The 21,388-nt window shown below is 37.7% G+C and carries 25 protein-coding genes; 22 read left to right on the top strand and 3 right to left on the bottom strand.

All coding sequences use genetic code 11. The annotated features are described in order from the left end of the window. Positions 1 to 140: 140 nt before the first annotated feature. The 10 genes from BUB56_RS17010 to BUB56_RS19555 all read left to right on the top strand — a co-directional run bounded on the left by BUB56_RS17010 (position 141) and on the right by BUB56_RS19555 (position 8,396). Entirely contained in the window at positions 141 to 866 is a 726-nt protein-coding gene (locus BUB56_RS17010; RefSeq protein ID WP_110942459.1) for a DUF116 domain-containing protein, read from the top strand. Next, positions 866 to 1,567: a zinc metallopeptidase gene (locus BUB56_RS17005; RefSeq protein ID WP_110942458.1), complete on the top strand. Its 702-nt coding sequence runs from the start codon at positions 866 to 868 to the stop codon at positions 1,565 to 1,567. Before BUB56_RS17010 ends, BUB56_RS17005 begins: the two co-directional genes overlap by 1 nt. A 53-nt stretch (positions 1,568 to 1,620) precedes the next feature. Further along, complete coding sequence (gene rsmB / locus BUB56_RS17000) at positions 1,621 to 2,961, top strand: 16S rRNA (cytosine(967)-C(5))-methyltransferase RsmB (protein ID WP_110942457.1); 1,341 nt, start codon at positions 1,621 to 1,623, stop codon at positions 2,959 to 2,961. A gap of 108 nt (positions 2,962 to 3,069) precedes the next feature. Continuing rightward, a complete protein-coding gene (locus BUB56_RS16995) occupies positions 3,070 to 3,801 on the top strand; it encodes a Stp1/IreP family PP2C-type Ser/Thr phosphatase (protein WP_110942456.1) in 732 nt (243 codons plus the stop codon). A 22-nt stretch (positions 3,802 to 3,823) separates the two neighbouring features. After that, positions 3,824 to 5,773, top strand: a complete 1,950-nt coding sequence (gene pknB, locus BUB56_RS16990) for a Stk1 family PASTA domain-containing Ser/Thr kinase (protein ID WP_110942455.1) — start codon at positions 3,824 to 3,826, stop codon at positions 5,771 to 5,773. Next, positions 5,766 to 6,641, top strand: coding sequence for a ribosome small subunit-dependent GTPase A (gene rsgA / locus BUB56_RS16985; protein WP_110942454.1), 876 nt, complete (start codon positions 5,766 to 5,768; stop codon positions 6,639 to 6,641). Before pknB ends, rsgA begins: the two co-directional genes overlap by 8 nt. A gap of 1 nt (position 6,642) precedes the next feature. Continuing rightward, positions 6,643 to 7,296 carry a ribulose-phosphate 3-epimerase gene (gene rpe, locus BUB56_RS16980; protein ID WP_110942453.1) on the top strand — a complete coding sequence of 218 codons (654 nt, stop codon included), beginning with the start codon at positions 6,643 to 6,645 and terminating at the stop codon, positions 7,294 to 7,296. 15 nt (positions 7,297 to 7,311) lie between these two features. Next, positions 7,312 to 7,947 (top strand): thiamine diphosphokinase, encoded by a 636-nt coding sequence (locus tag BUB56_RS16975; protein WP_110942452.1) that lies wholly within the window; start codon positions 7,312 to 7,314, stop codon positions 7,945 to 7,947. Between the two features lie 126 nt (positions 7,948 to 8,073). Beyond that, positions 8,074 to 8,229 carry a hypothetical protein gene (locus BUB56_RS19560; RefSeq protein WP_190014666.1) on the top strand — a complete coding sequence of 52 codons (156 nt, stop codon included), beginning with the start codon at positions 8,074 to 8,076 and terminating at the stop codon, positions 8,227 to 8,229. An 11-nt stretch (positions 8,230 to 8,240) separates the two neighbouring features. After that, positions 8,241 to 8,396 (top strand): hypothetical protein, encoded by a 156-nt coding sequence (locus BUB56_RS19555; RefSeq protein ID WP_190014664.1) that lies wholly within the window; start codon positions 8,241 to 8,243, stop codon positions 8,394 to 8,396. Positions 8,397 to 8,454: 58 nt separating this feature from the next. On the opposite strand, the gene rpmB is transcribed toward BUB56_RS19555, so the two are convergent. Then, complete coding sequence (gene rpmB, locus BUB56_RS16970; RefSeq protein WP_069973962.1) at positions 8,455 to 8,646, bottom strand: 50S ribosomal protein L28; 192 nt, start codon at positions 8,644 to 8,646, stop codon at positions 8,455 to 8,457. 230 nt (positions 8,647 to 8,876) lie between these two features. Here rpmB and BUB56_RS16965 point away from each other — a divergent pair, with 230 nt between their 5' ends. The 7 genes from BUB56_RS16965 (at position 8,877) to BUB56_RS16935 (ending at position 15,095) form a co-directional block, all read left to right on the top strand. Continuing rightward, entirely contained in the window at positions 8,877 to 9,233 is a 357-nt protein-coding gene (locus BUB56_RS16965) for an Asp23/Gls24 family envelope stress response protein (RefSeq protein ID WP_110942451.1), read from the top strand. Between the two features lie 18 nt (positions 9,234 to 9,251). Next, positions 9,252 to 10,868 (top strand): DAK2 domain-containing protein, encoded by a 1,617-nt coding sequence (locus BUB56_RS16960; protein WP_110942450.1) that lies wholly within the window; start codon positions 9,252 to 9,254, stop codon positions 10,866 to 10,868. 60 nt (positions 10,869 to 10,928) lie between these two features. After that, the gene (gene recG / locus BUB56_RS16955; RefSeq protein ID WP_110942449.1) at positions 10,929 to 12,992 is read left to right on the top strand and encodes an ATP-dependent DNA helicase RecG; all 2,064 of its coding nucleotides are present in this window, start codon (positions 10,929 to 10,931) and stop codon (positions 12,990 to 12,992) included. 103 nt (positions 12,993 to 13,095) lie between these two features. Continuing rightward, the gene (locus tag BUB56_RS16950; protein WP_110942448.1) at positions 13,096 to 13,305 is read left to right on the top strand and encodes an alpha/beta-type small acid-soluble spore protein; all 210 of its coding nucleotides are present in this window, start codon (positions 13,096 to 13,098) and stop codon (positions 13,303 to 13,305) included. 251 nt (positions 13,306 to 13,556) lie between these two features. Continuing rightward, positions 13,557 to 14,138 carry a 16S rRNA (guanine(966)-N(2))-methyltransferase RsmD gene (gene rsmD / locus BUB56_RS16945; RefSeq protein WP_110942447.1) on the top strand — a complete coding sequence of 194 codons (582 nt, stop codon included), beginning with the start codon at positions 13,557 to 13,559 and terminating at the stop codon, positions 14,136 to 14,138. Positions 14,139 to 14,140: 2 nt separating this feature from the next. Beyond that, positions 14,141 to 14,620, top strand: a complete 480-nt coding sequence (gene coaD, locus BUB56_RS16940) for a pantetheine-phosphate adenylyltransferase (protein ID WP_110942446.1) — start codon at positions 14,141 to 14,143, stop codon at positions 14,618 to 14,620. A gap of 25 nt (positions 14,621 to 14,645) precedes the next feature. Then, entirely contained in the window at positions 14,646 to 15,095 is a 450-nt protein-coding gene (locus BUB56_RS16935; RefSeq protein ID WP_110942445.1) for an ATPase, read from the top strand. A gap of 6 nt (positions 15,096 to 15,101) precedes the next feature. Here the strand turns inward: BUB56_RS16935 and ylbJ are convergent, their stop codons facing one another. After that, the gene (gene ylbJ / locus BUB56_RS16930) at positions 15,102 to 16,391 is read right to left on the bottom strand and encodes a sporulation integral membrane protein YlbJ (protein WP_110942444.1); all 1,290 of its coding nucleotides are present in this window, start codon (positions 16,389 to 16,391) and stop codon (positions 15,102 to 15,104) included. A gap of 170 nt (positions 16,392 to 16,561) precedes the next feature. On the opposite strand from ylbJ, the gene BUB56_RS16925 reads away from it, so the two are divergent. Beyond that, positions 16,562 to 17,461, top strand: a complete 900-nt coding sequence (locus BUB56_RS16925) for an MBL fold metallo-hydrolase (RefSeq protein WP_110942443.1) — start codon at positions 16,562 to 16,564, stop codon at positions 17,459 to 17,461. Between the two features lie 17 nt (positions 17,462 to 17,478). Here the strand turns inward: BUB56_RS16925 and BUB56_RS16920 are convergent, their stop codons facing one another. Beyond that, on the bottom strand, positions 17,479 to 18,714 hold the full coding sequence (locus tag BUB56_RS16920) for a nucleotidyltransferase (RefSeq protein WP_110942442.1): 1,236 nt from the start codon (positions 18,712 to 18,714) through the stop codon (positions 17,479 to 17,481). Between the two features lie 243 nt (positions 18,715 to 18,957). Here BUB56_RS16920 and BUB56_RS16915 point away from each other — a divergent pair, with 243 nt between their 5' ends. The 4 genes from BUB56_RS16915 to BUB56_RS20440 form a co-directional block, all read left to right on the top strand. Further along, positions 18,958 to 20,151 carry an acetate/propionate family kinase gene (locus tag BUB56_RS16915; protein WP_110942441.1) on the top strand — a complete coding sequence of 398 codons (1,194 nt, stop codon included), beginning with the start codon at positions 18,958 to 18,960 and terminating at the stop codon, positions 20,149 to 20,151. Between the two features lie 209 nt (positions 20,152 to 20,360). Continuing rightward, complete coding sequence (locus BUB56_RS16910) at positions 20,361 to 20,867, top strand: YceD family protein (RefSeq protein ID WP_110942440.1); 507 nt, start codon at positions 20,361 to 20,363, stop codon at positions 20,865 to 20,867. Between the two features lie 13 nt (positions 20,868 to 20,880). Further along, the gene (rpmF, locus tag BUB56_RS16905; RefSeq protein ID WP_110942439.1) at positions 20,881 to 21,060 is read left to right on the top strand and encodes a 50S ribosomal protein L32; all 180 of its coding nucleotides are present in this window, start codon (positions 20,881 to 20,883) and stop codon (positions 21,058 to 21,060) included. A gap of 158 nt (positions 21,061 to 21,218) precedes the next feature. After that, a partial coding sequence (locus tag BUB56_RS20440) for a transposase zinc-binding domain-containing protein (protein ID WP_190014660.1) occupies positions 21,219 to 21,388 on the top strand: 170 nt, incomplete at its 3' end.

The raw sequence follows: 21,388 nt of genomic DNA, 5'->3' as shown, positions 1-21,388 counted from the left end.
TTAGGTAGATAAAACTCAACTCTTTAGAGAAGCCATTGTTCGGCTTTTACCAATGGTTAGCTTTGCTGTACACTTTTTAGAAAAACTACTTTTTTAAAAAAATTAAACTAACCTATTGACTTTTATTAGCTGGTCTTATTATGCTGCTGCTGGCAACTCTCTTTATTATGGTTGGATTTCTATGCCTCTATCTTACCCAAATCAGCAGCCTTGTATTATATCGGATGTTTTTGAATATAATACTAATAGCAATGTTTTTAGTGGGGCTGTATGTACTGGCCAGTATGGTTTTTATTATTCAGATTTTAAAGGGAAAGAAAATGAATGCTTTTCAGAGCAGAATGATAAAGAGCTCTATGACAATGATTTACCCGAATATCCTGAATGTTTGTGGAATGATGGGCATAGATAAGGACAAGGTAAGAAAGGTTTTTTCAGATATTAACAACCAGCTTATTTTATCAAAGACCTATCATATTGATCCGCAGCACATTCTAATTTTAATACCGCATTGCCTGCAGAAAAAAGAATGCCCTCACAAGATCACTGCTGAGATAACCAACTGTAAAAGGTGTGGCCTGTGTGATATAGACAACTTGATTAGACTACAGGAAAAGTATCCTGTAAAGTTATTTGTTGCAACTGGAGGGACGATCGCAAGAAAGATTGTACGGGAAACACAGCCTAAGGCCGTTATTGCAGTAGCCTGTGAGAGAGATTTAAGCAGCGGCATACAGGAAATAAGGGGAATACCTGTGATCGGTATTGTAAATGAAAGACCGGAAGGCCCTTGTATCAATGCACGGGTCAGTACTGGAAGAATTGAAGCTTGTATCCAATATTTACAAGGCGAGGGGGAATCATGATGGGTTTGTTTTATTCACCATACTATGGATTTGGTCCAGGAATGATATTTTTACTACCTGCTATTATTTTAGCCATGTATGCACAGGCTAAAGTAAGAGGGACCTTTAATAAGTATTTACAGGTGAGCAACCGTAAAGGTTATACCGGTGCTCAAGTAGCTAGGGCGATTTTGGATAGAAATGGATTAAGAGATGTTGATGTAGAATATATCGGAGGTTATTTATCAGATCACTATGACCCTAGGGTGAAGGTATTAAGGCTATCTCCTCAAGTATTTAACGGGACCTCTATTGCATCTATCAGTGTTGCAGCCCATGAAGCCGGACATGCAATTCAGCACGGTGTAGGTTATGTGCCATTAACCATGAGAAATACATTAGCTCCGATTGCAAGCTTCGGATCGCAGGCAGTCTGGATGCTTGTTCTGGGTGGTTTTATACTTGGCTGGACCGGATTAATCGATCTTGGGATTTTGTTGTACATGGCAGCTGTAGCCTTTCAAATAATAACACTGCCAGTTGAGTTCAATGCCAGCAGTCGGGCAATAGAACAGTTGGAAATAGGAGGGTTTATTACTTCAGAGGAAATCCGGCCATCCCGGAAGGTTCTAAATGCTGCCGCTTTAACTTATGTTGCTGCTATGGCGGTTTCTATTGCACAGCTTATAAGACTGCTGCTATTAAGAAATAGAAGAGACTAAACAATGCACCCTGAATAGGGTGCTTTCATTTATGGAACAGAGGAGAGAAGATCATGGAGACAGTTAACGCAAGAAGAATCGCTTTAGATGTATTAGTGGATATTGAGAAAAATAATGCTTTTTCAAATATTGCCCTGCAAAGAGCTATGAAGAATAGAGAAATAGAGGACCGTGATCGTAGATTTGTAACGGAGCTGGTCTATGGTGTTATTGAAAATAAAATCTATTTAGATTATATTATAAATAGATTGTCGAAAGTTAAACATAGTAAGATAAAAGTTGAAGTATTAAATCTATTAAGGATGGCTTTATATCAAATTATTTTTTTAGATAGGATTCCTTCAGCTGCAGCAGTCAATGAGAGTGTGAAGATCGTTAAAAAAATTGAATTTGGAGCTGCAGGATACGTAAATGGTTTATTAAGAAACTTTTTAAGGAGGAGAGAGGAACTAAAGCTCGATAGGCAAAACATGGATGTTTCTGAATATCTGTCTATTCGATACTCTCATCCAAAATGGCTGGTAGAAAAATGGCTGAAAGATTTTGGAGAAGATTTTACAGAGGGTTTACTTGGCGGAAATAATGAAAGGCCTTCCTTAACCGTCAGAGTCAATACCTTGAGGACAAATAAAAGGGATTTAATAAAAATACTATCGGCTCAGGGATTGGAGATTACAGAAGGAAAGTATTCTCCTGAAGCCCTTTATATTAGCAATGCAACGAATATAGAAAAATTGAAAGCATTTCAGGAAGGATTATTTCAAATTCAGGATGAAAGCTCGATGCTGGTAGCTCATGTTGTGAATCCGGAGCCAGGAGATTTTGTAATGGACCTATGTGCCGCTCCAGGGGGGAAAACTACCCATATGGCACAATTAATGAAAAACCAAGGCAGAATAATAGCCTGGGATATCTATGATCATAAGATTAAATTAATTCGAGACACAGCCCGCCGATTGGGAATTAGCATTATAGACACCCAATGCAATGATGCTAGGGAGTTGAAACAAGAATACCTGGGGAAGGCAGATCGTGTGTTGGTAGATGCTCCATGCTCAGGATTGGGAATTATTCGGAAAAAACCGGAAATTAAATATAATAAAAATTTGGAAGATATTTCAAAAATTGTTAGTATTCAAGTTGATATCTTGAAAAACGGAGCCCGGTATGTTAAGAAAAGCGGTTTCTTAGTATATAGTACCTGTACGATTGAAAAAAAAGAAAACATAGGAGTCATGGAGCAGTTTCTTAAGGAAAATGAGGACTTTGAACTGGTAAATATTAATGAAAACCTGCCTGCAGCTTTAAGGAGCGACAGCAAGCACTTGCAGTTATATCCACACATACACGGGATCGACGGATTCTTTATATGCAAATTTAGAAGAGTAAGGTAGGCCAAAGACTGCAAAGGCCCTTTAAGTATGGTATAATATGGTTTGTATATATAAATAATATTACTATCTTTGGATAGAATCGGGGGTAAAGATTGGTGAGGTGATATAATGGAAATCGGAGCATGTTCTCATATTGGGAAAATAAGAGAAATCAATGAGGATGCTTTTTTTATAGCAAAAAATCATGAAAATCTTTTTATCGTTGCCGATGGAATGGGTGGGCATAACGCTGGAGAAGTAGCAAGCAATATTGCCATAGACGTCATCTCGGAATATATTCAAAAAAACCTGAACACCCAGGAGGATCATGAGGAGCTGTTGATCTTTCAAGAGATACGAAAGGCAGTTATGGAGGCTAATTTAAAAATCCTAGAACGATCGAAAAGGGATGATCATTGTCAGGGAATGGGAACCACGTTAACCCTTGCACTGATACTGAAGAAGGTATATATTGGTCATATCGGTGATAGCAGAGCTTACCGAATTAATAAGCAATGCATGACGCAGATTACAGAGGATCACTCATTAGTAGCAGAACTTGTAAAAAATGGAAGTATCACAGAAATGGAAGCCAAAACTCATCCCCAGCGGAATATTATTACGAGAGCCCTGGGAACAGATGAAAAGATAAAGATTGATGTTTGCAGCGTCCCTTTCGATCAGGATGACATTATCATATTATGTACGGATGGACTGACCAATTTAGTAGAACCATCAGAAATAATGGAATATATGCTCTATAGCGAGAGTATTCAAAAAGGCTGTGAGCAACTAGTGGCGTTGGCCAATGAAAGAGGCGGGTTTGATAATATTACAATTCTAGCTATTAAAAATAACTGACAATTAGAATCGAGGTGAGAGAATGAAGGGAAGACTATTAGGAAATAGGTATGAGATTATAGAAAAGATCGGTGGCGGCGGCATGGCTTTAGTATATAAAGCGAGGTGTCAGCTCTTAAATAGATTTGTGGCAGTAAAAATATTAAGACCGGAGTTTACTAGTGATGAAGATTTTATCAGCAAATTTAAGCGGGAATCCCAGGCGGCTGCTAGCTTATCCCATCCCAATATTGTAAATATATATGATGTGGGAAATGAAGATAATGATGTATATTATATTGTTATGGAGTATGTTAAGGGAAGAACATTAAAACAGGTTATCAAAGAAAGAGGAGCTTTAGAAGCTGACGAATGCATTAATATCGGCAAACAGATTGCCCTTGCATTGCAGCATGCTCATACAAATCATATCGTACACCGTGATATCAAACCACATAATATTTTAATTACCGATGACAGCCGTGTAAAGGTTACAGATTTTGGTATTGCTAGAGCAGCAACTGCCTCAACTGTAACCAATACAGGGAGCGTTATCGGCTCAGTTCATTATTTTTCTCCGGAGCAGGCTAGGGGCGGATATACCGATGAAAAATCCGATCTCTATTCTTTGGGGATTGTCTTATATGAAATGGCTACAGGAAGGGTGCCTTTCGAAGGAGAAAGTCCTATTGCTATTGCACTAAAGCATATTCATGAAGATGTAACGCCTCCTTCCGTGATTAACAAGCATATCCCAAAGGCGCTGGAAGATATCATTATGAAATTAATACAAAAAGATCAGTCTAAAAGATACAATAATGCAAAAGAAATTTTGGAAGATTTCAATCAAGCCTTAAAGCAGCCAATGGGAGATTTTGTAAAGATCGACGAAGATGATGACAGTCCTACACAAGTAATCCCTGCTATAAAAGACGAGGATATTAAAACAACTCGAAATACTCTAAGGAATACAGGAAAAGAAAAGGAAAAAGATCATAAAAATCGTTGGATTATTTGGGGTGCAATTGCTACAGCATTCATTTTAGCACTTATATTTATAGGAAGCATGTTTTACTTCAATGATATTTTTACCGGGCAAGAAAAGGAGGTACCTGACGTTGTGGGGATTCCCTATGAAAAGGCAAAGGAAAATCTGGAGAATATAGGACTGAAAGCAGAGTATGTAGAACAGTTTAGTTCTGAATTTGAAGAAGGATATGTGATAGCCCAAGATCCTAAAAGTGGAGAGCTTGTGAAGGCCGGTTACCCGATTAAGCTGACGATCAGTAAAGGATCAAAGATGGTGGAGGTGCCTAACTTAGTAAATCGAAATGTCAATGAAATTGATGCCATACTATTTAACGCCAATCTGAAAGAAGGATTTGTAAAGTATGAATACAATCCTCTTCCCATAGGCGTGGTTATCAGCCAGAGTCCGGAGGCTAAAAGCAAGGTGCCGGAAGGATCTGAAATTAGTGTTGTGGTAAGCCAGGGGCCTGAAACGAAAACCATATTGATGCCAAATCTAGTTGGAAAAGATATTAACACAGCAAAGAAAACAATAGAAACTTCAGGTTTAATATGGGGAAATATTGAGTATAAATTCGATGATAATGTGGCAAAAGACCTTGTTATCGCTCAGAGCATTGCACCAGAAACAGAAGTGGAAGAGAAAAGAGTTGTAGATTTAATTGTCAGCAAAGGGCCGGAGGATGTGACCCCACCGGGAGACGGCAATGCCTTGAAATCAATTGATCTAACCATATATTTTTCCACCGCTAAGCAGGAGGAGTTTAAGCTTCGTATTGTGAAGGAACAGGAGGGCTCCTTAGTAGAGGTTTATAACGGAATTGAAAATAGATCTAAAGGGGAGAAAAAAATAACCATTCAAGGAAGGGGAAAGGCCACGTTGTATATTTATTTTGATGATGTACAGGCTACTACGCCCAAGCAGATTGATTTTGAAACCGGGAAGTTAATCAAAAATGATTAAGGGAACGATTATAAAAGGAATAGGCGGGTTTTATTATGTTAAGACTGATGAGAAAATTTATGAATGCAAAGCCCGCGGAAGGTTCCGCAAGGAAAAAATATCACCCCTTGTAGGAGATCATGTGCATATTTCCGTAAATGCCGTATCACAGCAAGGGGTTATTGAAGAAATTTTAGATAGAAAAACGGAGCTGATTCGGCCACCGGTGGCCAATGTAGATCAGGCAGTCATTGTTTTTGCTATCCAGCAGCCGGATCCCAAACTGTCTTTACTGGATCGTTTTCTTGTGTTGGCAGAAAATGAGGATCTTGATGCACTCATTTGTTTCAACAAAATTGATCTTGGAGCTCAGTCAGAACTAAAGCGGCTAAAGGAGCTTTATGAACAAATCGGTTATCCGGTCATTGCTACTAGTACGAAAGCACAAATTGGGATAGATGTCTTAAAAGCGAGGTTAAAAGATCAAACTACCGTTTTTGCCGGACCTTCCGGTGTAGGAAAATCTTCTCTTTTAAATAGCCTACAGCCAAATCTGGCATTGGAGACTGGAGAAATAAGCCAAAAAATTGAAAGAGGAAAACATACAACCCGGCATGTTGAGCTGCTGTATCTTGATCTTGGGGGTTGGGTTTTAGACACGCCTGGATTTAGTTCCTTGCAGATAGATTTTATAGAAAAAGAAGATCTACAATACCTCTTTAAAGAGTTTAATGCTTGTTTACATGATTGTAAGTTTCAACCTTGCAATCATGTTAATGAACCTGGGTGTGCTGTAAAAAGAGCTCTAGAAGAAGGCGTTATTCAACAAAGCCGTTATGACAGTTATCTACAGCTATTAGAAGAAATAGAACAAGCAAGGAGGTATTAGTATGATAAAAATTGCACCTTCCATACTCTCTGCTGACTTTTCAAATTTGATACAGGATATTCATCAAGTTGAGGAAGCTGGTGCCGATTTACTGCATATAGATGTGATGGATGGTCATTTTGTTCCGAACATTACCATCGGGCCCCTCGTGATGCATAGTATCCGTAATAAGACAAAATTACCATTCGATGTGCATTTGATGATCGAAAGTCCTGATCGATATATTGAGGACTTTGTAAAGGCGGGAGCAGACATTATAACTGTTCACGCAGAAGCTGCTACCCATCTTCATCGTACCATACAGAATATAAAATCTTTTGGGGTAAAGGCAGCAGTATCTTTAAATCCTGCCACCCCTTTGAGTGCTCTGGATTTTGTATTGCCAGAATTGGACATGGTGTTGCTGATGTCAGTAAATCCTGGATTTGGAGGACAGAAGTTTATACCGATCATATTGGAAAAGATAAAATCCTTAAGGCAGATGTTAAAAGAAAGAGGTCTGGATACGGATATCCAAGTTGATGGAGGCATAAACCTGGAGAATGCAAAGGAGATTGTCCAAGCAGGTGCCAATGTTTTGGTAGCAGGATCAGCTATATTTAACAGTAAGGATATAAGGGAAAGAGTAGCTGCATTTAGACAAATCATAAAGTGATAAGAGGAGTTTTTTATGAGATGTGCAATTGTTACAAATGGAAATATTACCGAATATGACAGAACGAGAGCCCTTCTCTTAGAACATGATTTTATCATATGTGCAGATGGAGGAATGCGCCATTTGTTTCAAATGAACCTATTACCCGATATGATTGTGGGAGATTTTGATTCTATTGAGGAAAAATATTTGGAATATTTACAGGCTCATCATGTAGAGCGGTGCCAATACTCTAAAAGAAAGGATTTTACAGATACCGAATTGGCAGTAAAGTATGCTGCAAACCATGGTGCAACAGAGATCAATTTCTTCGGAGCCATTGGAAGCCGTATGGACCATACACTGGCAAATATCATGCTTATGGTTCCATTGTTGCAGGGAGGCCTTCGGGTGAGTATTCAAGATGAGCACAATCAGATCTGGATTACATCAGAACAGTTGAGCATAGAAGGAGAAGTGGGGGACTATATATCGATCCTACCCCTAACGCTACGGGTAGAAGGAATTACTTTACAGGGTTTGGAGTATCCTCTAAAAGATGCAACCATAGAAATGGGTCAGACCATTGGTATAAGCAACCGTTTAGCTCAACCGCAGGCGGTTATTACTATAAAGCAGGGGATGATTCTTGTGATAAAGGCAAAAGACTAACTGTTTAAAAACCATCATTGATGGTTTTTTTTGTGGCAATAAAAAAATATATTGAATAATATATATAAATATAGTTTTTTAATGGAAATAGTTCTTTTATGGTACAGCCTTAAGCGGGGTGATCCTTTGAGAAGAATAAGAATTATGAGGAGAGTTTTTGGGATTTTATTGGCACTCATTGGAGCCATTATTCTCATAGAAATGATTCCATTGTGGATTTGGTATAGTATATTAGGCGGTTTGTGTTTGCTGTTTATTTTGTTTTTAATAAAGGTGTTTTAGGAGGAAATACGATGAGAAGGAGATGGATTGAACGAAGAATACTGGGCCTGATATTATTAATCACTGGGCTAGTAATCATCGCAGTGATTACTCTGCCATATAGAGTTTGGATGGTTTTATTAGGGTGCTGTATGCTGTATCTAGGATATAAACTATTTATTTGCTAAAAGGGAAGGGATATCAAGAAACTAAATAAAGCCTACCCTTAGGGTAGGCTTTTCCAGGCTAGATTGCTCTTTCAACTTTGTTTGATCTTAAACATCTTGTACATACGCTGATTCTTTTTGGGGAACCATTTACAACAGCTTTTACTTTTTTTATGTTTGCACTCCAAACTCTTCTTGTATGACGGTTTGAGTGGCTCACGTTATTTCCGGACAATCTACCTTTTCCACATACGTCACAGGATCTTGACATATATTACACCTCCTTCGAGACAGTATACCATTATTAAAAACATTATTATTTTACCATACTACACGTATTTTGTGCAACATTTAGGAAAAAATATTCCAATTAAATAAGGACATAGATGATGTACATATTATTTGAGTTGAATATAGATATTAATTAATATAAAATATATATATAAATTTTAAGGACTCACTTAATAATCGGAACATATTCTATTATAGGGAGGGTAAGCAATGGCGGCGAAATTAGAAAATGAATTAGGAAATATTTTTATAGATAATGAAGTGATAGCCTCCATAGCAGGCATTTCTGCTATGGAATGTTATGGTCTTGTGGGTATGGCCACGAAGTCAGCAGCAGGAGGCTTATTTGAGCTGTTAAGAAAAGAAAATATGAGCAAAGGGGTAAAGGTATATACAGATAATAATGAGATTGTCATTGATCTTTTTATTGTAGTAGAATTTGGCACCAGAATTTCTGTGGTTGCCAACAATATTATTGATAAGGTAAAGTATAATATAGAAAGTTTGACAGGAATGGAAGTAAAGAAAGTAAATATAAACGTACAAGGCGTTCGGGTTGAAAAGTAATTTAAGGAGGTACATGTTTTGAAAATTAAATATATAGATGGTCCATTGCTTAAGAAAATGATGATTCATGCTGCTAATTTATTGGAAAACAATAAGAGTACTGTAGATGCTTTAAACGTATTTCCAGTTCCCGATGGAGACACTGGCACCAATATGTCTTTAACAATGAATTCAGCAGCAAAAGAGATCAAAGGGATAAAAAATGATAGTATAGAAACCATAGCGGATGCGGCTGCAAACGGATCTTTAATGGGCGCAAGGGGCAACTCGGGAGTTATTTTGTCTCAGCTCTTCAGAGGCTTTGCTAAGTATTGTAAGGGAAAGAAGCAACTGAGTACACTGGATTTGGCTAGTGCATTAAAAAGCGCCTCAGATACAGCTTATAAAGCAGTTATGAAACCTATTGAGGGAACCATACTTACAGTGGCTAGAGAAACAGCAGAAAGGGCTGTTGAAATAGCAAAAAGAGAAGAGGATTTAGAATTATTCTTGCATCAAATGATAGAATATGCTGAAAAGGTATTAGATAAAACACCGGACTTGCTAAAAGTGTTGAAGCAGGCTGGCGTTGTTGATGCCGGCGGAAAGGGACTTATTTACATATATAAGGGTTTTTATGAGGCATTAACCGGCAAAGAGGTTGAAGTAAGTGAAACGGTATCACTAAACACCGTTGAATTTCATGGGGACGAAGAATTAGGTGAGATTACCTTTGGTTATTGTACCGAGTTTATCATCAAAGGGAATCAGATTGATATAGAAGATTTTAAACGAAAAATAGGACCTTACGGTGACTGTATGCTAGTGGTAGGAGATGAGAATCTTGCCAAGGTACATATCCATACCAATAATCCAGGAAGCGTTTTAGAACGTGGGCTAAAGCTTGGTGAACTCATCAATATTAAAATAGATAATATGAGACAACAGCATAGAAATAAAATATTCGAAGAAGAAAAAACGGAAAAACCTCAGCAGCTCAAGGAATATGGAATGATTGCTGTTACTATGGGGGAAGGATTAACTAACATTTTTAAGGATCTGCATGTGGATGAGATCATTACAGGCGGACAAACCATGAACCCAAGCACAGAAGAAATCAAGAAATCTATCGATGCGATCAACGCCAAGAATATTTTTGTATTTCCAAACAACGGCAATATCATACTGGCTGCCAATCAAGCAAAACAGTTAAGCGATAAAAATGTAATCGTAATTCCTACAAAGTCTGTTCCACAGGGAATTGCATCGATTTTATCCTTCAATGGCGAAGCTGATCCTGAAGTAAACGAAAGGGTAATGACAGAAGCCATAAAAAATGTTAAAACCGGGCAAGTTACTTTTTCTGTCCGAGATACTCAGTTTAATGATATTGCCATCAAAAAGGATGACATACTAGGCATATATGATGGAAATATAAAGGCCGTGGGTACAGGAGTAGAGGAGGTTTCCATGAAGCTTTTGCAGGAAATGATTACGGATGAGGATGAAATCCTAACCATTTTCTATGGAGAAGAACAAAGCGAAAGCAGTGCACAAGCACTTGCAGACTTCGTTGGAGAAAAATATAAAGATATTGATGTCGAAGTATATTACGGAGGGCAACCGCTCTACCATTATATTTTCTCTGTAGAATAGGAAATGACCAGGGTCGTTTCCTATTTTTCGTATAGGATCAAGCCAGAAGGGAGGAGTTTGATGGAGCCGTTAAGACAATCTGTTCAGTACTTAAAAGGCGTAGGGCCTAAAAAACAAAAACTGCTGCAGCGGCTGTCTGTTTTCACTGTGGAGGATCTTGTTTATACTTTTCCGAGAGAATATGAGGATAGGAGATCCGTAAAAACCGTCCAAGGACTGGTTGACGGAGAGAAAACTTCACTATATTTAGAGGTATGTGGAAATATTCAGGAGAAAAACATTCGAAAGAGATTAAAGATTTATAATCTTCCGGTTAAGGATGCAACAGGGAATGCCCAACTGGTATTTTATAATACTCCCTATATTAAACAGGTGTTTCATATAGGAGATAAAGTATTTGTACATGGCAAGGTAAAAATTGATTTTTTTACTGTTCAGATTTTGCATCCTGAGTACCATATCATAAAAGAGGAACAGCCACAAGACTTTCAACAGATTATGCCAATATACCGTCTTACAGATGGATTGACACAAAAGGACTTTTATTCACTTCAAAAGTATGTTTTGGAACATTACATAGAACAAATAGAAGAATTTTTGCCAGAGGATCTTTTGAAAAACAATAGGCTTTGCGATTTAGTCTTTGCTCTTCGCAATATTCATTTTCCCACCTCATCCCAGAATTTACGCATTGCAAAATATCGTCTCATCTTTGAAGAATTACTGATTCTTCAGCTTGGGCTTTTATTAACAAAAGGACAGTTAGACCGAAATAAAGAAGGGATTGCCTTTAATAAGATGCCTCAGTTGGAGGATTTTATTAACCAGCTCCCTTTTCGACTGACGGAAGCACAGAAAAAGGTTCTGGATGAGATTGAGGAGGATATGGAAAGTAATATGGTTATGAACCGACTGGTTCAAGGAGATGTTGGATCGGGTAAAACCATAATTGCCATTATCGCGCTATACAAGGCTATATTAAATAATTATCAAGGCGCCTTTATGGCTCCTACGGAAATATTAGCAGAGCAGCATTACGAAACAATCCGAAGCTTATTAGGACCCTTTGGAGTGCGTGTTGCATTATTATCCGGTAGTATAACAAAAAAAAATAAAGAAAAGCTATTAACAGAAATAGAGACTGGACAGATCAATATTGTTGTGGGGACCCATGCAATCATACAGGAGAATGTTCGGTTCCACAGGTTAGGATTAGCAATAACCGATGAGCAGCATCGATTTGGTGTAAGGCAGCGGGTGATGTTATCCAATAAAGGATATAACCCGGATATATTGGTCATGACTGCCACACCAATCCCAAGAACCCTAGCATTAATACTGTATGGAGATTTGGATATATCAATTATTGATCAATTGCCTCCAGGGAGAAAGGTCATTGAGACATACTGTGTGGATCAACACAAAAGAAAAAGGATATATGCCTTTGTAAGAAAGCAAATTCAAGAAGGCAGACAAGCCTACATTGTATGTCCTCTGATTGAAGAATCAGAAAGTATTGAAGCAAAATCAGCAATAGAGCTTTATGAAGAATTGACAAATGAATATTTTCAAGATATGAGGGTAGGATTGCTTCACGGCAAAATGAAGAGTAACGAAAAAGAAAAACTGATGAAGGCGTTCAAAGCGGGGGATATAGACATCCTTGTATCAACTACTGTTATTGAAGTAGGTGTGAATGTGCCCAATGCATCAGTCATGGTTATTGAAAACAGTGAGCGGTTTGGACTGGCACAGCTTCATCAGCTTCGGGGCCGAGTTGGGCGGGGAAGCTATCAATCCTTTTGTATATTAATTAATTACGGAAAAAATTCTGTTACCCTAGAAAGAATGAAAATTATGGAGTCAAGCACCGATGGATTTGTTATCGCAGAAAAGGATTTGTCGCTGCGCGGACCTGGAGAGTTTTTTGGGACTAGACAGCATGGATTGCCTGAATTAAAAATTGCTAATCTGTTTAAGCATATTAAAATTCTACAACAGGTTCAAACTGAGGCCAAAAAGATACTTTCAGAAGACCCCGAGCTATTGTTGGAAAAAAATAAGGGCTTAAAGAAAAAGCTGTTGGACACATTTCAAGAAAAAATACAAGAGATTGGCATATAATCAAACCTTCCATTCTGTTACTCAATAGTTAAAATGTTCTAGATATAATTCAAATGATACTGGTTACATTAATATTAGAAGGCAACAGGAGGTGATAAAGAAAATGACAACTAACAACAATAACCAAAAGGTAGTGCCTGAAGCAAAAGCAGCATTAAATTCTATGAAATATGAAATTGCTAGCGAATTAGGATTAAGCAACTATCAAACAGTTGATAAGGGAAACCTTACAGCAAGACAAAATGGTTATGTAGGCGGTTACATGACAAAAAGATTAGTAGAAATGGCTGAAAGACAACTTTCTGGTAAATAATTAGTTTATATAATACAAAGAAGAGATGCGTGCATCTCTTCTTTGTATTTTAAAACAGAAAAAATGCCTCAAATAAAAATACTGGCGTGTTTACACCAGTATTGGGAGAGGAGAAATGAAGGAAGAGCTCTAAGGGGAATTTTATTTTGCTATGCTTATATATAATATGTGTATTCGGAAAGAATATTATTCAGATAGGAAGACAACATTTCTGAAATATTTCTTTTCATTTTGTCAATATATGCTAAAATATAGTTATCGAAAGGAGAGATGGACAGTTGAGGGTTATTGCCGGGTTAGCAAAAGGCAGACGACTAAAATCGCCTGTAGGCCTTGTAACAAGACCTACATCAGATCGCATTAAGGAATCCATATTTAGTATATTAAGTCCCTATTTACCGGGCAGTTATGTATTAGATCTGTTCTCCGGCACGGGGAATCTTGGCATAGAAGCACTAAGCAGAGGTGCAGAAAAAGCAATTTTTGTCGATAATAATAGAAACAGCATTAGAGTAATCCGTGAAAATACTGAAACAACTGGATTTAAAGAAAAAAGCAAAATCCTTCAACTGGAAGCCCTTAAGGCGATTTCAGAGCTGGCAAAATCGGGAGAAAAATATGATATTATTTTTATGGACCCACCCTATTTGAAGGGATTTATCGTGCCCTGCATTCAAGCCATAGAAGAGGGCGGTTTACTTACAGATGAGGGTATCATTGTAATAGAACACGACAGCAAAGATACAATACCAGATCAATTTATTAAGCTAAAAAGAATTAAAAACAGAAAATACGGAAACACAACTATATCGATTTATTCTGAGGAGGCATAATAATGAAAGTCGCAGTATATCCAGGAAGCTTTGACCCAGTAACCAATGGACATTTGGATATCATCAAAAGATCAGCTAAATTATTTGATAGAGTTATTGTAGCAGTACTTCAGAATCAAAGTAAAAGTCCGCTTTTTGATGTTGAGGAGCGATTGGAGTTATTAAGAGTTGTAACGAGAGATGTTCAAAATGTAGAGGTGGATAGTTTTTCTGGATTATTGGTTGATTATGTTCGGGATAAAGGTATCCATAGCATTGTTAAGGGCCTAAGGGCCGTATCAGATTTTGAATATGAGTTTCAAATGGCACTGATGAACAGAAAACTAAATACAGATGTAGAAACGGTTTTTATGATGACCAGCAGCGAATATTCTTATTTGAGTTCTAGCTTGGTAAAAGAGGTTTTTAAGTTTAAGGGATGTATTAAGGGTTTGGTTCCAGAAGAAGTTTTAGGGGCAATGGTAAAGAAGTACAGGGACTAAAGAATAAAAAGGGGGAACTTGATTCATGAATGTACTGAAACTGATTGATGAACTGGAAGATATTATTGACAATAGTTCTTCGATTCCTTTTGCCGGCAAAGTATTTATTGACAAGGGAGACATTTTAGATATCATTAAAGAAATCAGAATTCAGCTGCCCGATGAAATTAAACAAGCCCAATGGATCAAAGAAGAAAGACAGAGAATTCTTATTGAGGCTCAGCAGGAAGCAGATTCAATTTTACAGGATGCTAAGCGGCATATAGAAGAAATGGTTGAACGGGACGAGATCACTAAGCTGGCACAAAAAAGAGGTGAAGAAATCATCTCCCAAGCTCAAGTTAATGCCAAAGAAATCCGAATTGGAGCCAGACAATATGCGGACGAGCTATTGGGGGGATTAGAACAAAATTTTATTGATATGATTGATACGATTAAACAGAATCGAAAAGAGCTTAAAGGAATGAAGGGATAAAAACCTTCATTTTTTTATGGTCAATCGGTTTTCCTGTACATAGTAAACCCAACATAATACAAATGCAATGATAAAAACGGTCAGTGTAATAGAGAAAAAGAGCTGGAAAGAAAAAAACAGATTATGTACCCAGCTTTGGAATCGTGAGGTTTGGGGGGCGATGAAAAATACTGGGAACAGGATGTGCTTTGAGGCAGCAGCAACAAGAGGAGATACTAAAAAAACCATAGCACTTGATAATATGGCATGTAATAGCTTTGAGAGTATATATACGTTGCTGCTAATATCGGTTTTGCTAAGCAGACTGACAGCCTGAGCATGAATAGAAAGGCCGCTCCAAGAAATTATCATCGTGGTAAATACTGCTTGTTGAAGAAATGATATATTTTGTATTTCGGAGGCCAATTTACATCCAATGGTAATCTCAAAGATTCCGCTTATAAAAGCTGGATGGAGGCTTTGTTGCAGTCCTAATAGGGACAAGGGAGCGGATAGTATATGTGAAAGCCATTGAATGATACCAGTAAGCTGAAAGATTCTTATGATTACAGAGAAAATAATGATAAAGCCTCCTACAGCAAGCATGGTTTCAATAGAGTTTCTTACCGCTTCCCCCATCAAAATGCCAAAGGACTTGTTGCTGTTTTTATAGGTAGCAGACATTTTTCGAAGGGCTCTTGTCAAATATCCTTTAACCACTGATTTCTTTGTTGTATCTCTTTCATTGAAGTAATAAAAACGAAAAAGTAAGCCAGTAGCGATTGCTCCCAGATAATGGGCGATAGATATGGTTGCACCAAGCTGTGGATTTTGAAACATGCCTACTGCTACCGCTCCAATTAGAAATAGAGGGCCTGAGGTGCTGCAGAAGGACAGAATTCTTTGTGCTTCAATTCTACTGATCACTCCTTGCTCCCGAAGCTTAGAGGTAAGTTTTACACCTACGGGATATCCAGAAGTAATACTCATGGAAAAAATAAAAGAAGCCTCGCCAGGGACATTAAACAAAGGGTGAATAATAGGTTCGAGCAGTATGCCCATGAAACTGACAACGCCTAAACCCACCATTAATTCCGCGCCAATGAAAAAAGGGAGCAGAGAGGGAAACACAATATTAAACCAAGTATCTAGTCCACTCCGTGCAGCTTCTACAGCATCCTTAGGGTAGAAGATCATGCATATAGTGATCGCAGTGACTAGAATGACCAAAAGAGCATAGTTTATATTTTGTTGTATTTTCAGTTTTTTGGATATATAAAAAATGAAGAATATGATGACGAGTGCTACCAGCTTCATGTTCTTCCCCCCATGCGTTAATATCTACCATATGTATATGGGCCAGGAGTATTTTTATTACTGATTTCATGACCTTTGATTTTTATTAAGGAAGGTATTTACACTTCTGTATAGAAAATACTATTCATAAATAGCTCAAAGGGCGAATTGAAAATGGAGGCGGATAGCTAATGGAACTGAAGAAAATCACTAATCGGGTTTACTATATACCCAATGTAGTAAACATAGGCTGTATTATGCATGAAGGAAAGGCTATTCTGATCGACACCGGTTTAGAGGACCATACGGGAAAAAAAATCTTAAATACTTTAAAACAGGAGGGCTTGAAGGTAGAAGCAATAATTAATACGCATTCCCATGCAGATCACTGTGGGGGAAATGCTTATATACAGCATCAGACCAGCGCGAAGATCTATGCGCCGGAAATTGAAGAAGCGATTATCCGATATCCATATCTGGAGCCCCTCTATCTGTTTTCTGGAGCCCATCCTGTCAGAGCCTTGCTAAACAAGTTTCTTATGGCTAAACCTTCAAAAATAGACTATGTAATCAAGGCAGATGAAAGGATTTTAGAAATTTGCGGTTTAAAATTGCAGGTTATACCATTACAGGGACATTCACCGGGACAAATCGGCATTGCTATTGATAATGTGCTCTTTTGTGCTGATGCCTTTGTATCCAATGAGGTGTTGGAAAAGCACAAACTCCCCTTCAATGTAGATATTATAAAACAGCGAGAAACACTAAATTATTTAGAAAACAGCACCTATGACTATTATGTTCCCTGTCACAGTATGCCGATGTCCAATATAAGAGAAGTGGTACAAAATAACCTTGAAAGGTTAGATGAGATCGACAGACAAATCACAGAAGGGTTGGAATCTCACAAAAGTACAGAACAGATATTTCAGTCTGTTTGCAGCTACTATGATATAAAAATTAATCAGCTAAGCCAGTTTTATCTGCTGCAAACTGCTGTAGCTGCGCACTTGAGTGGATTAGAGGCACTGGGTTATATCACTGCCCTCATAAAAGATAATTTGATATTTTGGGAAAGAACAGGGAAATAATGTAATTCACTACATTTTTATCGATGATAGTAGGGCTGTACGAAGTGGTCCCAACCACCATAACGATGTTCCGTACCAGGATATCCTAAGCTGTAAATATCTGTTGCCAGGAGATCAAAGGAAAGCATTTTTTGTGCAGCACAATCCTTTATATTTGCTTTATTAATATTCGTAATGAGCGGTATAGAGGAAGTAGATTTCACCAATCGGATAAGCTCAGCCCCTTTGTGAGTAAAAGCCAGTATACGTGCATAGGAGGGACCTTTTTCATGGGCCATTGATGATAAAGCTTGACCTGAAAGACCTAAAAGGCTGTGGATCAGTATTCTTTGAATACGGGTCATGGTGTATCGCTTGGTTTTGATTAAATCCAGCAGTTCGCTGTAATTTTTAGCCCGGCCGGCTGCCTCCTTGATTCGGTTTTCCAGGCCCTCACCCACATCGGGTAAATCCTTTAGAGTCGATTCCGAAAGATATCTCAAACGGTATAGCATCATTTGATCAAAGGAAGAAGGGAACACAGGGGCTAACCTGCTTTTAATGCTGTTCATAAGCAATGAATAGCTTTTTTCAGGCATAAACGTAGATAAAAGAAGGGTTTCTTCATTAGTGCTAAGAAATTTTCTGATAGCTGTAGCGCTGCAAATCGTACCTTCCAGCTGATGAGAGTGATAATCAGCCTGAACTCTCTGTATTGTGAATGGGGTGATCGAGCTGCCCAATTGATACAAGGCTTTTAAATACTCTATGCCGAGGATATTGTTGGGGGAGGATATGGTATTGTCGATGTTTTCATAACCTAAAAAATCCTTCAGCGCCAATGCCCGTGCTTTAGGATAAGGAAGGCCTTCCTTGATTTTGTTGTGCAAGTGGGTTTTATATTCTAAAGGCTCTTGGCAAAGTGTTTTGGCAATTTTTTTTAAGGGTTCCAGTTTGCCCTCTTCACTACCAAAGCATATGGCATCAACGATTCCTAATTTATGCAGCAAGGCAATGGCACCAAAGGCAAAATATTCCGCGCTGTGACAGGCATAAACCACAGGAAGCTCAATAACCAGATCAATACCCTCTTGAACGGCCATCTCTGCACGAATCCATTTATGGGTTAAGGCCGGTTCCCCTCTTTGTAAAAAATTCCCACTCATAACAGCAATGGTATGGGTGGCGCCAACTGTAGCTTTTGAAACTGTAAGGTGATATTTATGTCCATTATGAAAAGGATTATATTCCGTGATCAGCCCTAGAACCTTCATACAAAAACCTCCAATGATTTAAACCTTAAACTAAAAGAAACAATAAAGTTTCCAATTAATTGTAAGAATATACTCTAACAATAATATTACTAAATTTGACGAATAATATCAAAAGAAAGAAGTAATAAATTTATATTTTAAAAAAATGGATTTTATTTTATAATATAATAGGTTTTAAAAAAGGATAAATTAAATTTTTATAGAATTTAAATTTGTTAAAATTTTAATAAGGAGGCTATACAAATGAATGTATTGGTAATTAACTGTGGCAGTTCATCACTAAAATATCAGTTGGTGGATATGAGGGATGAAAGTGTATTAGCAAAAGGATTGGTTGAGAGAATCGGTATCGAAGGCTCAGTGCTTAAGCATGAAACCACTGGCAAAGAAAAGGCTGTAATCGAACAGCCGATGGAAAACCATAAGGTTGCCCTTGAACTGGTAATTGCAGCATTAACAGACGAAAACCATGGTGCAATTAAGGGAATGGATGAAATCAATGCTGTAGGGCATAGAGTTGTTCATGGGGGAGAAAAGTTCTCCGGTTCAGTAGTTATTGATGAAAATGTTATCAAGGCAATGGAGGAGTGTATTGATTTAGCACCTTTACATAATCCACCAAACTTAATGGGTATTAATGCGTGTAGAGAAATAATGCCTAATGTACCAATGGTAGGGGTATTTGACACAGCTTTCCATTCAACAATGCCTAAATCTTCTTATATCTATCCACTGCCATATGAGCTGTATGAAAAATATGGTATTAGAAGGTATGGATTCCATGGTACTAGCCATAAATATGTAGCTCAAAGAACAGCTGCATTACTAGAAAGACCATTAGAGGATCTAAAAATTGTTACTTGCCATTTAGGCAATGGTGCAAGTGTAACAGCGATCTCTGGCGGAAAATCTGTTGGTACAAGTATGGGCTTTACACCACTGGAAGGCTTGGCTATGGGAACAAGATGCGGAGATATCGACCCTGCCATTGTAACCTTCATCATGGAAAAAGAAAATCTTGATATTGAGGGAATTAATAACCTTTTAAATAAAAAATCAGGCGTTCTTGGCATCTCAGGGGTGAGCAGCGATTTTAGAGATATTGAAAATGCAGCAAAAGAAGGTAATGAAAGAGCACAGCTGGCACTAGACATATTTGACCTTCGTGTTAGAAAGTATATTGCAGCCTACGCTGCAGTAATGGGCGGAGTAGACGCTATTGTATTTACCGCAGGATTGGGAGAGAACTCTGCATTAAACCGGGAAGCCATTGTAAATGGATTGGAATTTATGGGTGTTAAGATTTGTCCTGAGAGAAATAAGACAAGAGGAAAAGAAGTTGTTGTAAGTACCGATGATTCACAAGTAAAAGTATTGGTTATTCCAACCAATGAAGAGCTGATGATTGCCAGAGATACGCAGGAATTGTTGAAATAGGTCTTGTTAGGGGCATCTATGCAGTAGTCTTTGAGCGTTTTATTGAAAACAGATAAATTTATTGATAAAGGTAGGATGAAATTCCTACCTTTTATCAATACTATAAGCATATCTAAGGAATAAACCGTATTGCTATCAAGTAATTTTGCTTGACAAATGATGATTCCGTTTGTATAATAAAATCTGTCAACACGTCGAGGTGTAGTGTTATGAAAGTTAATTTGCAAGAATTATTTGAAGGACAGAAAAATACGATTGATATTGAAGTCCAGGAGCCTTACAAAAACTTCAACTGCTATAATGAAGAAATAAGCTTCAAGGAACCTGTGGTATTCAGAGGACAGGCATATCGAGTGAATCATGAAGTATTTCTAAAGGCAACTGTAGAAGGAGTAGCGCTGCTGAAGTGTCATCGCTGTTTAACCCCATTCGAACAAAGGATTGTACATCATATCCAAGAGAGAGTGACTGTCGGGAATCATGAACAAGATGAGGAAGATGAATTATTTTCCGTCCAAGACTATCTGTTAGATGTCTCGGATATAATAGAGAATAGTTTGGTATTAGCGTTTCCTATGAAAGTTGTTTGTGATGAGAATTGTAAAGGCTTATGTTTGGTCTGTGGAACAGATCTTAATGAAAATCCATGTGAATGTGAAAAAAGCGAGATTGATCCCAGATTATTAAAACTAAAGGATTTGTTACAAAAAGATTAAGGAGGTGGGAAGAATGGCAGTACCTAAGCGGAAGACGTCTAAAGCAAGAAGAGACAAAAGAAGAGCAGAAAATATTAAAATGACAGCTCCTAATATTATAAAGTGTCCACAATGTCATGAACCGAAACTACCACATAGAGTATGTAAATCTTGTGGATTCTATCATGACAAAGAGGTCGTAAAAGCTCAGTAATCCCAAATAGTAATGATGAATTGCATCATTACTATTTTTTATTGTATAAGAAAGTATAAATTTTTTTGATATAATAATAGGCATGTAAGAGAGTAAAATCAGGACATAGAAGAATTAACCATTTATTAACAGTAAAAATATGTAAGCGGAGTTTTGATATGGGAAAAGGGATTCTAAGACAAATATTTATTGATCATTGGGATGATTTTGTCAAATTGTATGGTCATAAGATTAGAAAAAATGTGCTAAGTGAAGTCAAAAAGATGATGCATTGTGGGTCGATTGCAAATGGATACATAGAATATAAGTGCCCAGACTGTGAGAATTC

This window comes from Geosporobacter subterraneus DSM 17957 (genome assembly GCF_900142145.1).
GTDB classification, from domain to species: Bacteria; Bacillota; Clostridia; order Peptostreptococcales; family Thermotaleaceae; genus Geosporobacter; species Geosporobacter subterraneus.
Note: the sequence above shows the minus strand (reverse complement) of the source record. Positions and strands in the feature narration are given on the sequence as shown.

Bases quoted from the DNA above. Each gene is read 5' to 3' on its own strand.
- BUB56_RS17010 (WP_110942459.1), top strand. From the start codon at position 141: ATGCTGCTGCTGGCAACTCTCTTTATTATGGTTGGATTTCTATGCCTC.
- BUB56_RS17005 (WP_110942458.1), top strand. From the start codon at position 866: ATGGGTTTGTTTTATTCACCATACTATGGATTTGGTCCAGGAATGATA.
- rsmB (WP_110942457.1), top strand. From the start codon at position 1,621: ATGGAGACAGTTAACGCAAGAAGAATCGCTTTAGATGTATTAGTGGAT.
- BUB56_RS16995 (WP_110942456.1), top strand. From the start codon at position 3,070: ATGGAAATCGGAGCATGTTCTCATATTGGGAAAATAAGAGAAATCAAT.
- pknB (WP_110942455.1), top strand. From the start codon at position 3,824: ATGAAGGGAAGACTATTAGGAAATAGGTATGAGATTATAGAAAAGATC.
- rsgA (WP_110942454.1), top strand. From the start codon at position 5,766: ATGATTAAGGGAACGATTATAAAAGGAATAGGCGGGTTTTATTATGTT.
- rpe (WP_110942453.1), top strand. From the start codon at position 6,643: ATGATAAAAATTGCACCTTCCATACTCTCTGCTGACTTTTCAAATTTG.
- BUB56_RS16975 (WP_110942452.1), top strand. From the start codon at position 7,312: ATGAGATGTGCAATTGTTACAAATGGAAATATTACCGAATATGACAGA.
- BUB56_RS19555 (WP_190014664.1), top strand. From the start codon at position 8,241: ATGAGAAGGAGATGGATTGAACGAAGAATACTGGGCCTGATATTATTA.
- rpmB (WP_069973962.1), bottom strand. From the start codon at position 8,646: ATGTCAAGATCCTGTGACGTATGTGGAAAAGGTAGATTGTCCGGAAAT.
- BUB56_RS16965 (WP_110942451.1), top strand. From the start codon at position 8,877: ATGGCGGCGAAATTAGAAAATGAATTAGGAAATATTTTTATAGATAAT.
- recG (WP_110942449.1), top strand. From the start codon at position 10,929: ATGGAGCCGTTAAGACAATCTGTTCAGTACTTAAAAGGCGTAGGGCCT.
- BUB56_RS16950 (WP_110942448.1), top strand. From the start codon at position 13,096: ATGACAACTAACAACAATAACCAAAAGGTAGTGCCTGAAGCAAAAGCA.
- coaD (WP_110942446.1), top strand. From the start codon at position 14,141: ATGAAAGTCGCAGTATATCCAGGAAGCTTTGACCCAGTAACCAATGGA.
- BUB56_RS16935 (WP_110942445.1), top strand. From the start codon at position 14,646: ATGAATGTACTGAAACTGATTGATGAACTGGAAGATATTATTGACAAT.
- ylbJ (WP_110942444.1), bottom strand. From the start codon at position 16,391: ATGAAGCTGGTAGCACTCGTCATCATATTCTTCATTTTTTATATATCC.
- BUB56_RS16925 (WP_110942443.1), top strand. From the start codon at position 16,562: ATGGAACTGAAGAAAATCACTAATCGGGTTTACTATATACCCAATGTA.
- BUB56_RS16920 (WP_110942442.1), bottom strand. From the start codon at position 18,714: ATGAAGGTTCTAGGGCTGATCACGGAATATAATCCTTTTCATAATGGA.
- BUB56_RS16915 (WP_110942441.1), top strand. From the start codon at position 18,958: ATGAATGTATTGGTAATTAACTGTGGCAGTTCATCACTAAAATATCAG.
- BUB56_RS16910 (WP_110942440.1), top strand. From the start codon at position 20,361: ATGAAAGTTAATTTGCAAGAATTATTTGAAGGACAGAAAAATACGATT.
- rpmF (WP_110942439.1), top strand. From the start codon at position 20,881: ATGGCAGTACCTAAGCGGAAGACGTCTAAAGCAAGAAGAGACAAAAGA.